The organism is Streptomyces sp. NBC_01077 (assembly GCF_045162855.1).
GTDB lineage: Bacteria > Actinomycetota > Actinomycetes > Streptomycetales > Streptomycetaceae > Streptomyces.
In genome coordinates this window covers 8,597,444-8,612,855 of sequence record NZ_CP108669.1, presented here as the reverse complement: position 1 = coordinate 8,612,855, position 15,412 = coordinate 8,597,444, and the positions used below count along the sequence as shown (strand labels likewise).

Annotated in this window: 9 protein-coding genes; 5 read left to right on the top strand and 4 right to left on the bottom strand. The window is 70.9% G+C overall.

The genetic code is table 11. From position 1 onward, the window contains the following. Positions 1-55: 55 nt before the first annotated feature. Complete coding sequence (locus tag OG462_RS38640) at positions 56-943, bottom strand: endo alpha-1,4 polygalactosaminidase (RefSeq protein ID WP_406065236.1); 888 nt, start codon at positions 941-943, stop codon at positions 56-58. Between the two features lie 326 nt (positions 944-1,269). On the opposite strand from OG462_RS38640, the gene OG462_RS38635 reads away from it, so the two are divergent. After that, positions 1,270-4,275 carry a peptide ABC transporter substrate-binding protein gene (locus tag OG462_RS38635; protein WP_406065234.1) on the top strand — a complete coding sequence of 1,002 codons (3,006 nt, stop codon included), beginning with the start codon at positions 1,270-1,272 and terminating at the stop codon, positions 4,273-4,275. A 103-nt stretch (positions 4,276-4,378) separates the two neighbouring features. On the opposite strand, the gene OG462_RS38630 is transcribed toward OG462_RS38635, so the two are convergent. Next, positions 4,379-6,268 (bottom strand): CAP domain-containing protein, encoded by a 1,890-nt coding sequence (locus tag OG462_RS38630; RefSeq protein ID WP_406065232.1) that lies wholly within the window; start codon positions 6,266-6,268, stop codon positions 4,379-4,381. A gap of 123 nt (positions 6,269-6,391) precedes the next feature. Next, positions 6,392-7,417, bottom strand: coding sequence for a multicopper oxidase domain-containing protein (locus OG462_RS38625; protein WP_406065230.1), 1,026 nt, complete (start codon positions 7,415-7,417; stop codon positions 6,392-6,394). A 206-nt stretch (positions 7,418-7,623) separates the two neighbouring features. Between OG462_RS38625 and OG462_RS38620 the strand changes: the two genes are divergently transcribed. Further along, the gene (locus OG462_RS38620) at positions 7,624-10,116 is read left to right on the top strand and encodes a ThuA domain-containing protein (RefSeq protein ID WP_406065228.1); all 2,493 of its coding nucleotides are present in this window, start codon (positions 7,624-7,626) and stop codon (positions 10,114-10,116) included. Between the two features lie 53 nt (positions 10,117-10,169). Next, positions 10,170-12,338, top strand: a complete 2,169-nt coding sequence (locus OG462_RS38615; protein ID WP_406066877.1) for an OmpL47-type beta-barrel domain-containing protein — start codon at positions 10,170-10,172, stop codon at positions 12,336-12,338. A gap of 60 nt (positions 12,339-12,398) precedes the next feature. Here the strand turns inward: OG462_RS38615 and OG462_RS38610 are convergent, their stop codons facing one another. After that, a complete protein-coding gene (locus tag OG462_RS38610; protein ID WP_406065226.1) occupies positions 12,399-14,198 on the bottom strand; it encodes a SpoIIE family protein phosphatase in 1,800 nt (599 codons plus the stop codon). Positions 14,199-14,335: 137 nt separating this feature from the next. Between OG462_RS38610 and OG462_RS38605 the strand changes: the two genes are divergently transcribed. Continuing rightward, on the top strand, positions 14,336-14,788 hold the full coding sequence (locus tag OG462_RS38605) for a PadR family transcriptional regulator (protein WP_406065224.1): 453 nt from the start codon (positions 14,336-14,338) through the stop codon (positions 14,786-14,788). Further along, positions 14,785-15,342 carry a hypothetical protein gene (locus OG462_RS38600; RefSeq protein ID WP_406065222.1) on the top strand — a complete coding sequence of 186 codons (558 nt, stop codon included), beginning with the start codon at positions 14,785-14,787 and terminating at the stop codon, positions 15,340-15,342. The genes OG462_RS38605 and OG462_RS38600 overlap by 4 nt, the downstream gene beginning before the upstream one ends. Positions 15,343-15,412 lie beyond the last annotated feature (70 nt).

Sequence of the window (15,412 nt, the reverse complement as noted above, 5' to 3'; positions counted from 1 at the left end):
CGGCCCCGGCCCCGGCCCAGGGTGCAGCGGCGCGGCGGAGCCACCGCCCCGCCGTTCAACAGGTCGAGCGGACGTACCCGGGTGTGCCCGTCGGCCGGACGTCGGTGTCGCGCAGGACGATGGAGAGGGTCCGGCCCCAGCGCGCGCAGGCTCGTGCGAGGCCCTCCGGCTCGTACTCGATGACGAGCACCCGGTTGTCGAAGGCGGTCGCGTACGGGCCGCATTCGTCGTACTGGCCGCATTCCTCGGCGACCGCGAAGTCGAAGCCGAGGTTCCGGCCACGGCGCGCGAGATCGGCGGCGTTCTTCTGTCCGATCGCGAGTCCGGCCGCGTGTGCGCGGGCGATGAGCAGCCGGGCGAAGGCGAGGTCGTGCTCGGGTGTGAGGCCGCCCCGGGACCGCTCGTACGAGTCGAGGTTGTCCGCCTCGACCGCCTGGTAGCCGGCGGCGGCGCAGCCGTCGATCCATTCACCGACGATCGCGGCGAGCCGCTCACGCTTGGCCGGCGTGGAGATGTCGAACAGGGCCTCGCCCCAGTCCTGGTCCATGACCAGTGCCCCTGCGGCGCTCCGCAGGAGGAGGTCGGGGTGGTTCCCCCGCCACCAGTCGGTGGCGTCCGGCTGTGCCTGGAAGGCGTTGACGTAGCAGATGTTGTACAGCCCGTCCGCCGGCTTCGCCGTACGGTCGCGGGAGACGGCGCCCACTCCGGCGGCCGGCGGGTAGGGTCCGCCGATCTGGTAGTCGAATCCGACGTGGGGCTCGGGCGGGACGACCGTGCGGGCGGATGAGGGCGGCGGGGAGGAGGGGGCGGAGTCGCCGTCGCCTCCGCCACCGGACGAGGTGCATCCGACTGCCGCGGCGGCGAGGGCGCCGACGAGTGTCAGGGCCGACAGGCGGTGGCGGCGGCGCTCGCTGCGGAGGGGACGGGGTTCGCGGGCGATCACGGTGCGGGGCTCCTGGTCGTCGATTCCTCGGGGGCGGCGCGGCCGCCCGCAGGCCTACGGTACGGGCGCATTCCGATCCGGCCGCGTCGGCCGGCCGGACGCCACGAGAACGGCCCGGCAGCGTCCGGGTGTGTCTCAACCACTCTCGCTACACACATATCTGAACTCAAGTCATGTCCGCGGATCCTGTGCGAGGTCTTGCGCCGCCCCCTCGGCCGTCCCTACTCTCCCGCGCAATGGTTAGGAACATTTCCTGTCCATTGACCGACCATCGATGCGCGCCCCCCACCGCTGCCTTCGCGCAGCACTCATCAAGAGGACGTCGGATGTCATACGCACATCAGGCACGCCCCGCACACAGAGACCGTCCCCACCGATGGCGCCGCCCCCTGGCGGTCGCCGCGGCCGTCGCCACCGCACTGACAGGCATCACCGGCCTGGCCGGTGGCACCGCAGCCGCCGTCGTCGACGACGACCGGGGCACCACCACGAGCACCACCGCCGCCACCGCCACCACCGCCGCGATACCCGACCTGACCAGCGCGAACCGGCGGGCGCCCATCGCGGGCCTGCCCGACTGGAGCAGGTCCGGATACCGGGGAGGCGCCGCACTCCCCGGCCCCGCCGAGGCCCACCCCGACGCCGCCTGTCACATCACGGCGCAGGAGCTCGCCTCCCAGTACGGCGTGCGCGCCGACGGCGGCGACGCCACGACCGGCCTCCAGCGGGCCGTCGACGCCCTCAGGAGCGGCTGCACCCCATCGGCCGGCTACACCAGGCTGTCCTCGATCACCCTGCCGGCCGGCCGGATCGTCGTGACGCGTCAACTCGCCCTGGACGCCGACTACATGGTGCTTCGTGGTGCGGGCATGCGGCAGACCACGCTCGCCTTCCGGCCCGCCGCCGACACTCGTTACGACACCCTCACCCCGGACGGCAGCGACTGGGACGAGGACGGGATGACCCACGGGGCCGGGAAGGGCGGCTGGACCTGGCCCGGCCGCGGCCTGCTCCGGGTGCAGACCCGCGAGGTCTCACCGAAGTACGCGAGCGACCACGCCTCCGCGCCGGCCAACCGCAAGGACCTCTTCGAAGGCAGCGCCAACCAGCACTGGGCGAGCGGAGTCCCCCTGCGGGAGGGCTCGTCGATCGGCTCCACGCAGATCAAGCTCGCCGCCGACGCGGACATGTCACGCTTCAAGGCCGGCGCCCATCTCTGGGTCGGCGCGGCCAACACGGCGAAGTTCTACCAGCAGCAGACGATCCACGACTCGTCCACATATGTGAACCTGCACATGCGGCAGCAGATCTTCCAGATCGCCTCCGTGGACAGCACGGGCAGGAACCTCACCCTCGACAAGCCCCTCGAGTACGACCTGCCGCTCAACTCGACCTCCGACGGCTCGGCCGCGATCGGCGGGACCGTCTACCCCAGCCGCGTCACGCCGCTCAAGGTCGTCCAGGGCGTCGGTATCGAGGACCTGAGCATCACCCAGGAGCTCGACGGGATGCCCAAGCTCGCCGGCGGGACGTACGACGTCAGCCCGGCGGACGCCACGACCGACTTCGGCAACATCGCCCCGGAGTACGCACAGCACGGCATCGTCCTGAAGTGGGCCGCCAACGTCTGGATCCGGCGGGTCGCGACACACATGACCGGCTCCCACGCCGTCGTCACCGAGAGCGCCAAGAACATCCAGGTCCAGGAGTCCTCCTTCGACGGCTCCTGGAACAAGGGCAAGGGCGGCAACGGCTACTTCCGCGGCTCCCGCGTCTGGGACTCGCTGTACGCGTACAACACCAGCCGGAACCTGCGCCACTTCACCTTCCAGTGGTCCGCGTCGGACAACGTCGTGATCGGCAACGACTTCGACAGCGACCTGAACCTGCACGGCGGCTGGGAGCGGCGGAACCTCTTCGAGAGCAACAAGGCCGCGGTGCCCTTCGAGAACTCCTCGAAGAACTGTCGCGCGAACTGCGGCGAGGAGGGCGGCGGCGGCCCCGACGACTCGACGTGGTGGCCGATCTGGTGGGGCGCGGGCCCCAAGGCCGTGAAGTGGTCCGGCGCCACCGGCCCGCAGAACGTCTTCTACGGCAACGACCTCAGCAAGCAGACCACGGCCGGCGGCGGGTACCAGCCGTACTACGCCGACCGCCGGCGTGTGTACCAGCTGGGCAGCGCGGCTTCGAACCCGGCGACGTACCAGCACCTGGCGGAGAACGGCTCGACCATCCCGGACTGGGCGGGCAGGGAGACTCTGGACTACAGCAGGGCTCCGCACGCCGGTGTGAACGCCACGAAGACGGACGCCTCCGGCTCACTCTTCCTGAAGTCGACCGGTTCGGGCCCCGGCGGCGGGACTGTCGTCGACGTGTCCACGGCCGCGCAGCTGCGGAGCGCGCTGGCGGACGCGCAGCCGGGGCAGACCATCAGGATGGCAGCCGGCGAGTACCGGGGTTCGTTCGTGACGCAGAAGGCGGGCACCGCCTCCGCGCCGATCACGCTCACCGGCCCGTCGGACGCCGTCCTCGTCAACGACGGCCCCTCGGGTACGGCCCCGTCATGCCCCGCTCCGACCAGCGGGTGGGACTCCGGCTACGGGCTGTGGCTGTACGGCGCCCCGTACTGGAACCTGAACGGCTTCACGGTGAAGGAGGCGAAGAAGGGCGTCGTCCTCGACGACTCCCACCACGTGACGATCGACGGCCTGTCCGTGCACCACGTCGACGAGGAGGCGGTGCACTTCAGGCGGTCCTCGGCCGACGGCGTGATCAAGAACTCGACGATCACTCACACGGGTCTGGTCCAGGCCGGCTACGGCGAGGCGGTCTACATCGGCTCGGCCGGCTCCAACTGGGGCTGCCACGGCAACCAGGGCGGCGTGGACCGCTCGGACCGCGTGCAGGTGCTGGACAACAGGATCGGCCCGTCGGTCGCCGCCGAGCACATCGACATCAAGGAGGGCACCTCCGGCGGGGTGATCCGCGGGAACACCTTCGACGGGGCCGGGATCAGCGGCTCCAACTCGGCCGACTCCTGGGTGGACGCCAAGGGCGTCGGCTATCTGATCGAGAACAACACCGGGACGTTCTCCTCGCCCGGCACGTTCGCGAACGGGTACGAGACCCACAACCCGTCGACCACCCCGTCGTTCCCGAACGGCTGCGGCAACGTGTGGCGCGGCAACCGCTCCGACCTCGGTGGCGCGGGCGCGTACGCCATCAAGATCACCTCGACCTCGAAGTGCACCGCCGACCCGAACGTCGTGTACGCCTCCAACACGGTGACGAACGCCGGCAGCGGCCTGACGAACGTCCCCGTCACGCCATGACGGCCCGGGCGTGAGGGCATCGGTCCGCGCCTCGATGCCCTCACGCCCGGAAGGTCCGGGACAGGACCGTCATGAGAGCGGGGTGCGCCTCGCTCCCACGGTGTCAGCGGGCGCCGAAGACCTGGGTCCAGTACGGGCCGCCCTCGGAGTGGATGCCGATGCCGATCTCCTTGAAGGAGCAGTTGAGGATGTTCGCGCGGTGGCCCGGGCTGTTCATCCACGATTCCATGACCTGTTCCGGGGTGCTCTGGCCCATGGCGATGTTCTCGCCGTAGGTCGACCACGGGTATCCGGCCGCTGTCACCCGGTCCCCCGGGCTGGCGCCGTCGGGGTTGGTGTGGTCGAAGAAGTCGCGCGCGGCCATGTCGTCGGAGTGGCCCTGGGCCGCCCGGGTCAGGGTCGCGTTCGCGGTCAGCGGGCCGCAGCCCGCCTTGGAGCGCTCCGCGTTGACCAGAGCGACCACCTGGTCGGCGGCCGAGCTCTGACCGTCGTCGTTCTGCGAACCCGTACCCGTCCCCGTTCCCGTGCTCGGCCTGGTCGGCCGCGAGTCCGGCGTGGGCGCCGCGGTGCGCGGCGGGGCCGTCTTCACCGGGACGGGCGTGGTCGTGCGGACGGGGCGGGGCGGCGCGGTGGTGGTCCGGGCGCTGGGCGATGCCGACCTGGAGGGACGTGCGGCGGCGGACTTGGAGGCGGACGGCGAGGCGGTGGGGCTCGACGGTGCCGCCGACGGGGACCCGGAGTGGGTGGACGGGTCCTGGGTGAGGGGCAGGTCGAGGTCCGGAGCGGCCACGCGGTTCGCTTCGAAGATCTCGTCGTCCCCGCCACGGCCCGCGTGCAGCGAGAAGGCCCCGCCCGTGACCGCCATGACCACGACGCCGGCCGCGATGACGGCCCGGCGCCGGCTCCGCTCCTGCGTCTGACGACGGCGCCGAAGGGCCGCGCGGGAGCCGTGTCGGCCCGGCGCCGAGGCGGAAGAGGAGGAGGGGGAGGCGGGAGAGAAGGGGGAGGCGGGAGAGGAGGACGCGGGGCGGGGTATGTGGGGGCGGGCGAGCCCCGAGGATCCGGCCAGGATGTACGGCTCCGTGAGGTCTGCCGTGTGGTCGTGTCCGGCCGGGTCGGCCGTCACGTCCGTTCCCGTGAGGTGGGGCGTGGGGTACGGGTCGTAGCCGGTGGCCGCGTACGGGCTCGGGGCGCTGTGGCCCTCGGGCGGGTACGCGAAGGCGGGAGACGGCGTCACGGGTCCCCGCGGCCCCTCACCCGTCGAGGCCGTACGTACGGGCGAGGCGGCCGCGAGCAGGGTCTCCGCCGGGACCAGCGCGTTCCAGCGCACGGCGCAGTGCCCGCAGGTGAGCGTGTGATGGGCCAGGTGGTCGCGCCACGGGGCGGAGGGCCGGCCGTCCCACTCCGCCGCCTCCCGGCTCAGGAAGTGGCAGGACGGGTTCCCGGCCAGGGCGCCGGCCACGACCCGGGCGGCGTCGAGCCGGGCCCGTAGCGCCTCGACCCGAGCCGCCGTCTCGTCGACCGACCACCGCAACGCGGCCGCCGTCTCGTACAGGGTCAGCTCGCCCGCGCACTCCAGCCACCACAGGGCGAGCTGTTCGCCGTCGTCCGGGTCCAGCCAGCGGGCCGCCTCGGTGATCTCGTACGCGTGCCCTGTCACGGGCGGCTGCCCTGCGGTCGCGGCCCCGTATTCGTAACCGGCGGGCTGTGCGTGCCGGTGCCGCCTGATCCCGTCCACGGCGATCGCGATCAGCCAGGGACGGAAGACTCCGGGGTCGGTGAGGGTGGTCAGCCCGTCCAGGGCTCGCCGCATCGTCTCCCGTACGACGTGCTCGACGTGTCCGGCACCGTGACGACCGTTCATGGCGAGTGTCACGGTGGTGTGGATCAGGGGCAGGTGGGCGGTGATCAGCTGGTCCCGCGCCCACGGGTCACCGTTCCGCGCCGCCAGGACCAACTCCGCGTCCCGCTCGATTCCTGTGCTCTGCCGCACGCCGACCGTCCCGTTCGTTGGAGATGTTTGCGCTTGGGAGAGCCTGGAGGGAGCCGCCGATAACGGAAAGGCGGGGAGCGGTGAAAGTGATGTGGGTCACGCACTCTGGTGCGGCTGCGGAGTTCAGTGATGGTGGGTGCCGCCGGAGGTCTGCGTGGCCGGTTCCTCCTTCGTGGTTCCCGCGCCGTGGGTGCCGTGGTCTCCGTGGCCCGGTACGGTGCCGTCCGGCTTGGCCACCAGGAAGAGACCGGCCATTCCCATGTCGGAGTGGCTCTGGACGTGGCAGTGGTACATCCAGGCGCCGGCTCCGACGTGCTCGCCCGCGATGACCTGGAATCCGAACGAGTCCGCGGGTCCGGTGATCTTGTTGTCGATGACCCGGCTCACGTCCTCCGGGCCGGCCAGGAGACCCGTACGGTTGTCCGCCCAGCGATGACCGTGCATGTGGAACGTGTGGTAGTACTCGCCGTGCGTGATCATGACGATTTCCACCCGGTCGCCCACGGTGGCCAGGAAGTTGGGCGGATCGGCGGCCGGACGGTTGTTGATGGTCATGTCGTTGAAGACGATCGTGAACTGTTTGTCCGGGAGGATGTCCCCCTTGCGGCGTACCACCAGGGCGCCGTACAGGCCCTTGCGGATGCCGCCGGTGCCGTGGTCCGTGCCCACGACGTGGTCGTGGTAGTGCCAGTACCCGGCGCTGCCGGGGCGCCAGGTGCCGTCGGGGCGGCGGCCCGGGGCATGGGTGCGCCAGGTGTACGTGCGGGTGGCACCCGCTTCGACATGACTGCCGCTCATCCTCGTGCCGTCGTTGTCGATGTCGTAGTCCACACCGTGCGGGTGGAGGCTCACCGGGACGTCCATCAGGTTCTCGAACTCGACGTGGAGGGTGTCCCCCTCGTTGAGCTCGATCAGCGGGCCGGGCACGGTGGCCCTGCCCTTCTCCAGGCCGTACCCCATGCGTCCGTCGGCCAACTTCTCGGCGTACAGCTTGAGATGGCGTATCTGCCCGCCGGCCGGGGCAGTCCTCAGCGGGGCGGCCGCGCCGGGAGTGGCGCTGGAGGCGGAGCTGAGGGACAACGATGTCACGCCGGTCGCGGCGACGGCCCCGCCCGCGAGCAGGCGACGGTTGAAGCTGCGTCTGTCCATGTCGAACTCTCCGGTCTTCAGAGGAGATTGACGGGGTGAGGAGCCACTGGGAGCTCCTGGGGACGGCCCACACCGTAGCGGGGCGACAGAGGTTTATCCACACCCAGGACAAAGTTCGTCTGGTTGCGGTCATAGCCCTTGGCGAACCGCGCAAAGAGGTCTAGCTTCAACGGCTGTCGTTGTGACCTCAGAGGGATGGGTGACCCATGAAGCGCACACCACATCACCGGTCGAGATCAAGAACAGGCTTTTTCGTGGCGGCACTTGGGGCAGGGGCCCTGACCGCCTCGCTGCTCGGAGGAGACCCCGCCTCGGCCAAGCCGTATCCGGACCCGCAGTCCATCAAGGCGTCGACAACGTTATCCCTGCCGTCGCCACCGGGCGGCGCGAACGTGCGGGTGCTCGTCTTCCACGGGTCGGCGACCGCGGAGTCGCCGACGGTCGACGCGGGCATCGCGGCCGTCGAGAGCATCGGGCTGACCGGTCCGACCGCCGGCCGCTACCGTACGGAGGCCACCGACGACCCCACCGTCTTCACCGACGCCAAGCGGCTCGGCAAGTACAACGCGGTGGTGTTCCTGACCGGGGGCGGCGATGTGCTCGACCCCGAGCAGGAGGCCGGCCTCGAGGCCTTCATGGAGGCGGGCGGCGGCTTCGTCGGCGTCCACGAGGCCGCCCGCACCGAGCCGTACTCCACCTGGTTCACCGGCCTGATCGGCGCCCGGCCCACCGGCGCCCCGAGCGGCACGCAGCGTGCGGTGGTGGAGGTCGGCGACCGGCAGCACCCGGCCACCACGTCCCTTCCGCTGGAGTGGAAGCGACCCGACAAGTGGTTCAACTGGGACCGCAACCCGTCCGGCACCGTGCACACCGTGGCGCGGGTCCGGGAGGCCTCGTACCAGCCCGTGGCCAAGCCGAACGGCTGGGACCACCCGGTGTCCTGGTGCCGTGACTACGACGGCGGCCGGTCCTTCTACACCGCCATGGGCGGCACCGTCGACAGCTACGCCGAGACGGACTTCCGCGACCATCTGCGCGGCGCGATCGCCTGGACCGCGCGCATCTCCCAGGCGGACTGCAAGGCGACCATCGACGCCAACTACACCGCCGAGCGCGTCACCAGGCCCAACCAGCCCGGCCAGAACGACCAGATCGGCGAGCCCCACGGCCTGGTCGCCGCTCCCGACGGGCGCATCCTGTACATCGGCCGCGGCGGCGCCGACTCCAGCGTGCCGGTGGTCACCGACTGGAACAACCCGGACATCGGCAAGGGCAACGGCGAGATCCACGTCTACGACCCGAAGACCAGGCAGGTCACCAAGGCCGGCGCGCTCACCGTCTTCGGCAACAAGGGCGGCGGCGACGAGCTGATCAAGAACGAGGAGGGGCTGCTCGGCATCGAGCTCGACCCCGCCTTCATGACCAACGGCTGGGTCTATCTGCACTACACGCCGCACTCCCGGATCGACCGCGAGGCGCACATGGGCGAGCGGAGGGTCTCCCGCTTCACCCTCGATCTCGCGACGAACAGGCTCGACCTGGCGAGCGAGAAGGTGCTGCTGAGCTGGCCCGTCCAGATCCACAGCTGCTGCCACGCGGGCGGCGGGATGGCCTGGGACTCCAAGGGCAACCTGTACATCGCCACCGGAGACACCAACTCGTCGGGTTCCAGCGGTGGTTACTCGGGCAACAACCCCGCTCCGAACTTCCGGGGCGTGTCGTTCGCGGACGCGCGCCGCACCGCCGGCAACACCAACAACCTCAACGGGAAGATCCTGCGGATCCATCCCGAGGCCGACGGCACCTACACCCTCCCCACGGGCAATCTCTTCACCGGCGAGGAGAGCGACGAGGGCGGCGGCAAGACCCGCGGCGAGATCTACGTGATGGGCGTACGCAACCCCGCGCGCATCTCCGTCGACAAGAGGACCGACATCCTCTACGCGGGCTGGGTCGGCCCCGACGCGGGCGCGCCGTCGACGACCTGGGGTCCGGCCAAGTACGACACGTTCGCCGCGATCACCAGGGCGGGGAACCACGGCTGGCCGTACTGCATGGGCAACAAGCAGCCCTACCGGGACCGTGGTCTGCTCGATCCGAGCAAGCCGCTCGGCTGGTACGACTGCGACGCGCCGAAGAACGAGTCGCCCAACAACGACGGCCTCGTGAACCTGCCGCCGGTGACGGGGAACACGATCTGGTACTCGCCCCAGGGCGGCGGCGTGGACTACCCGAGGGACGCCGACGGCATCCCGAGCTACAAGCAGGAGGAGCAGAAGCTGCTGCTCCCGTGGCTCAAGGGCGGCGGGCAGGCGACCATGAACGGCCCGCTCTACCGTTACGACCCGGCGAGCGACTCGACGGTCAAGTGGCCGTCGTACTGGGACGGCAAGTGGTTCGTCGGTGACTTCTACGACGGTGACCAGCCGCGGCACGCCGTGCTGACCGATCCGAAGACCGTCGGCAAGGGCGGCCTTCCGGTGCACGCCGAGTCCCTGAAGAAGATCATCCCGGTCGGCCAGGGCGGCATCCGCAACCTGATGGACTGGAAGTTCGCCCCGGACGGTTCGCTGTACGTCCTCGACTACGGGCGGGGCTTCTTCACCTCGCACCCCGACTCCGCGCTCTGGCGCGTGACCTACAAGGGCGGCGGGCCCACCCCGGCCGCGGACCGGCTGGCAAGGAAGGCGGCGCAGTGATCACGAGACGCAGAGGCGCGAGCCTGTGGGCGGCCCTGCTGGCCGCCGTGGCGATGATCGTGGGTCTGACCTCGGCAGCCGCCTACGGCACGGCGGACGACGGACGTCGCGGCGACGACGCACGCCGGGCCGCCGCGGCCCAGGTACTGACCTGGAAGGCCGGCGATCCGATCGACCACTATCTTGAGTTCCCGACGACGGCGGTGGCCGGCGCGACGACCATCGTCTTCGAGAACAGCGCGGCCACCGGCAACACGACCGGCATGCCGCACACCCTGACGTTCGACGTCTCCGACCCCGAGTACAACAACGACGTCCCGCTCAACATCCTGGCCAACCCGAGCGACGCGAACGGCGGCCGGCACACGGCCGAGGTGACGCTGACCCCGGGCCGGTACCTCTTCAAGTGCACGATCCCCGGGCACGGCCAGATGCAGGGCATCCTCACGGTCACCGAGGGCGGCGGCGAGGACACCACCGCGCCGGAGACGACCGCGAAGGTCGAGGGCGACCGCAACGCCGACGGCGCCTACGTCGGCCAGGCCACGGTCACGCTCGGCGCGACGGACGCCGGTTCCGGCGTCGACAGGGTCGAGTACGCGGTGGGTGCCGACGGTCCGTGGCAGCCGTACACCGTCCCGGTCGTCGTCGACCAGGTCGGCGCGCACACGATCCGCTACCGCGCGAGCGACAAGGCGGGCAACGTCGCCGCCGAGAAGACCGCCGCGTTCTCGGTCGTCGGCCGGCCAACCGACGACACGACGGCGCCGGAGACCTCGGCGACCGTGACCGGCGAACAGGACGACCAGGGCCGCTATCTCGACATGGCCACGGTGACGGTGACCGCGTCCGACGCCGGGTCGGGCGTCAACACCATCGAGTACGCGATCGGCGACGGCGCCTGGCAGCCGTACACCGCTCCCGTGATGGTGCACCAGGCGGGCAACCACACCGTCCGCTACAAGGCGAGCGACAAGGCCGGCAACGCCGCCGCGGAGAAGTCGGTGGCCTTCACGGTCGTGACGCAGCCCGATCCCGACACCACCGCCCCCGAGGCCGCCGCCTCGGTCGCGGGCGTGCGCAACTCCGACGGCGCGTACATCACCAGCGCCACGGTCACGCTGTCGGCGTTCGACGCGGACTCGGGCGTCGAGCGGATCGAGTACTCGCTCGACGGCGGCCCCTATCTCGCCTACACCACCCCGGTGATCGTCGATCGCGTCGGCCACCACACGGTGCTGTACCGGGCGACGGACAAGGCGGGCAACACCTCCACGGCCCGGAGCACGGCCTTCACCGTCGCCGAGGGCGGCGGGGTGCCCGCACCCGTCTGCCCCGAGTTCGACGAGCGGCTGACCGTCATCGTCGGAACCGTCGACACCGGCATCCCCAACCGGATGACGAACAGCCGCTGCACCGTCAACGAACTCATCGAGGACGAGAAGGACTGGTCGTCGCACGCGCTGTTCCTCAAGCACGTCGACACGGTGATCGACCGGCTGCTCGCCGACGGCGTCATCGACACCCGCGAGCACAGGAAGATCTACCGAGCCGCCAAGCAGTCGGGCATCGGCAGGCCGGGCCAGACCGAGGGGTACCGCGACCTGTTCGACGGCACCGCGGCAAGCTTCTCGAAGTGGCAGCACGTCGGCGGTGGGCAGTTCGCGCTGAGCGCGGACGGGGCCATGACCAGCAGCACCACGGTGCCGGGCATGGGCATGCTGTGGTTCCCGCAGCGGCAGTACGGCGACTTCTCGCTCAAGCTCCAGTGGCGCGACGACGCCCCCGGCGCCGGCAACGCCAACGGCGGAGTCTTCGTCCGCTTCCCGTACGTCCACGACAACCCCGAGGAGACGCGTCCGGAGTGGGTCGCCATCAAGTACGGCCATGAGATCCAGGTACTCGACCGGCCCGACGGCGACATGTACAAGACGGGCTCGCTCTACGGCTTCGACCGCGTCGGCCTGGCGGGCGCCGGGGTGACGCCCAAGGGCACCTGGAACGACTACGAGATCCGTGTGGAGGGCCAGCACTACTCGGTCTTCCGCAACGGCAAGCTGATCAACGAGTTCGACAACACCGGTGGTCAGGTCTTCCAGCCGCCGCGTGGCGACGACCCGGGCACGGACGGCCGGCGCTACGCCTCCGGTTACATCGGCCTCCAGGTCCACGGCACGACGGACGTCATCTCGTACCGGAACATCCGGGTGAAGGAGTTGTAGGCGACGAGCGACCCGTCGGCCCGGCCCCTCTTCCCGTACGGGGAGGGGGGCCGGGCCGTGTCACGACGGGAGGTTCTGCTCCGCCCAGACCACCTTGCCGGACACGGTGCGGCAGGAGCCCCATCGGCGGCACAGCATGTTGATCAGCTGGAGGCCCCGGCCGCCCTCGTCACTGAGGTCCGCGTGCTGGATCTGGGGCAGGTCAGGACCCGTGTCCGAGACCTCCACGACGAGGCGTTCGCCGCGGAGCAGCCGGAGGCGGCCGGGGCCGTTGCCGTACCGCAGGGCGTTGCCCACGAGTTCCGAGACGACGAGTTCGCAGACGTCGGCGAGCTCCGCCAGATCCCATGCGTCGAGCTGGTCCGTGACCAGGCCCCGGGCGACGGACGCGGCCCGCCCCTCCTGCGGCAGCGGCCACTCGCACAGGTCGCCCGGGGGGCCCGGGGCGTTCGTCGCGACGAGGAGTACGGCCTCGTCGAAACGGGAGGCGTCGGCGGGGGCGTGTTCCGCCAGCCCGCCGCGGCCGAGCGCCTCGGGTGTCAGTCCGCGAGCCGCCGTCCGCAGGCGCTCCAGCTGATCGTCCAGGTCGGCGTGCCGGGACTTCACGAGGCCGTCCGTGTACATGACGAGATGGCCGCCCGCCGGCGCCTCAAGACGGATCGGGTCGTACGGGATCACACCCGCACCGAGCGGCGCGCCGATCGGGACGTCCACGAACGCGGCCGAGCCCTGTCCGTCGAGGAGCAGCGGGGGCAGGTGCCCGGCGCTGGCCAGCGTGTAGGTGGAGTCGGCCGGGTCGTGGACCGCGCAGAGAAACGTGGCGACCTGCTCGTCCTCCAGGTCACGTGTGGCGAGGTCGAGCCGGGCGAGGACGCGCTCCGGTGCCATGTCCAGGGTCATCAGGGTGCGGGCGACCGCCCGCAGGCGCCCCATGGTGGCGGCGGCGGGCAGCCCGTGGCCCATGACGTCGCCCACCATCAGCGCCGTACGTCCACCGGGCAGGGCCATCACGTCGTACCAGTCCCCGCCCACCCCGTGGTGAGCCGTCGAGGGCGTGTACTCGGCGTGTACGCGCAGCCCCGGCGTCACCGGGGTCGCGCGCGGCAGCAGACTGCGCTGCAACGAGACGACGTGCTCGCGCTCGCGCCCGTACAGCCGGGCGTTGTCGATGTAGACGGCGGCCTGGGAGGCCAGCTGCTCCGCCAGTGCGAGGTCCGTGGCGGAGAACGGCGGTGCTCCGGGTCCGCGTACGAAGTCCGCGCTGCCGAGCAGCAGCCCGCGGGCGATCAGCGGCACGGCGATGTAGCTGTGGACTCCCGCGGTGCGCATCTTGGCCGCGGCGCTCTCCGTCGGCGCGACCTTGCTGAAGTCGTCGTCCCGCATGCGGCTCACCATCACCGGCCTGCCCTGCCGCAGGCAGTACCGGTGGAGCAGCGTCTCGTGGGCCTGCTCGGTCCGGACGAAGGTCTCCCCCACCGGGGTGGGCTCCAGGGAGGCCAGCTCGTCGACGACGCTCAGCGCGATGGCCCGCATGAGCGGGACGCCCGTACCCGTCCAGCGTGAGCCCTCGTCGCCCCGCAGGACGCTCTCGAGGATGTCGACGGCCGCCCCGTCGGCGAAGCCGGGCACGGTGAACTCGGCCAGCTCCTGGGCGGTGCGCTCCAGGTCGAGGGTGGTGCCGATCCTGGATCCTGCGGAGTTCAGCCAGGCGAGCCGGTCCCGAGTGGCGATGCGGTCGAGGGGGACGTCGCCGCCGCTCCGGCCGAGCCGTCCACGGGCACCGGCCGAGCGGAGGACCGAGGCGCCCTTTCCGGCCGAGGCACGGCTGGTAAGGCGCCGTCTCCCGATTCCGTCGTTCACTCTTTCGGCCTCCAGACAGGAACTCGACCGCTGTTGGTGCACATCATGCACCTGCCTCCTGCCCCAGGCCGATCAGGACGACGCCGGACCTCCGAGTGTCTTGTGGCGCAAGATAGCCGGTGACTATCATGCACCGCATGACAAAGGAGCTGTCGACAGCCGGTGACCAGCGGCGCAGCCAGCTTCTGCGCGGTGTGCTCGACCTGTGTCTGCTGTCGCTGATCGCCGAACGACCGCGTTACGGCTACGAGTTCGTGGAGGCGCTCACCGAGAGCGGGCTCGAGCTCGTGAGCGAGGGCAGCATCTACCCCCTGCTGGCCAGGATGGAGCGCGCGGGGCTCGTCGAGCCGTTCCGCGCCCCGTCGTCCACTGGCGGGGCGCCGCGCAAGTACTACCGGCTGTCCGAGGCCGGCCGGGCCGAACTGGAACACGGGCGGGACGTGTGGACGGGGTTCACCACACAGGCCGACCGGATTCTCGCCGGCCCGGCCAGGACGGCGCAGGCGGCGGAGGCGTCGGGGACGACGCAGCCGACCGGAACGACCGGAACGACCGACACCGAACGACCCACGGGGGAATCGACACCATGACGAACGAGCGCGTGCTCGCGGTCTGCCGCAGCAACTGGGAGTACCGGGGTATCGACGACGCGTCCGTACGCGAGATGCTCGCCGAGCTCACCGCCCACCTGGAGGACGCCGCGGCGGCCGGCCGCACTCCGCAGGACGTCGTCGGCCGGGACGTCAAGGCCTTCGCCGCGTCCTGGGCCAGGGCCCGGATGCCGCTGCACCGGCGCGTACTGCGGATGGTGGCGATGATCCCCTTCGTCATGGGCGGGCTCCTGCTCGTCTCGCACCTCATCCACTGGACGACGGTCGTGGACCTCGACGCGGGGCGGCTGGCCTTCTGGCTGAGCATCGGCGTCGTCACCGTGCTCCTCGAACTGCGCCGGGGTTCCCTCGGCTTCGGCAGGAGCTGGATCGTGGCACTCGTCGTCGGACTGCCGGTCCTGTACCTGACGAAGAAGCTGACCGGCGAAGAGACCCTGTTCCTCCTGCCCCTGTGGGGCAGCGCCCTGCTGACGCTGCCGGGCATCGCGTACCTCGTCGCCGAACGGCGCGCCTCACCGCCGAAGGAGTCCTGAGCCCAGGGGCGTCCTGCCGATCAGGCCGGATCAGGACGGATCAGGAAGCGGTGTCCGGTCCCGCCCCCTT

Bases quoted from the DNA above. Each gene is read 5' to 3' on its own strand.
- OG462_RS38635 (WP_406065234.1), top strand. From the start codon at position 1,270: ATGTCATACGCACATCAGGCACGCCCCGCACACAGAGACCGTCCCCAC.
- OG462_RS38625 (WP_406065230.1), bottom strand. From the start codon at position 7,417: ATGGACAGACGCAGCTTCAACCGTCGCCTGCTCGCGGGCGGGGCCGTC.
- OG462_RS38620 (WP_406065228.1), top strand. From the start codon at position 7,624: ATGAAGCGCACACCACATCACCGGTCGAGATCAAGAACAGGCTTTTTC.
- OG462_RS38615 (WP_406066877.1), top strand. From the start codon at position 10,170: ATGATCGTGGGTCTGACCTCGGCAGCCGCCTACGGCACGGCGGACGAC.
- OG462_RS38605 (WP_406065224.1), top strand. From the start codon at position 14,336: ATGACAAAGGAGCTGTCGACAGCCGGTGACCAGCGGCGCAGCCAGCTT.
- OG462_RS38600 (WP_406065222.1), top strand. From the start codon at position 14,785: ATGACGAACGAGCGCGTGCTCGCGGTCTGCCGCAGCAACTGGGAGTAC.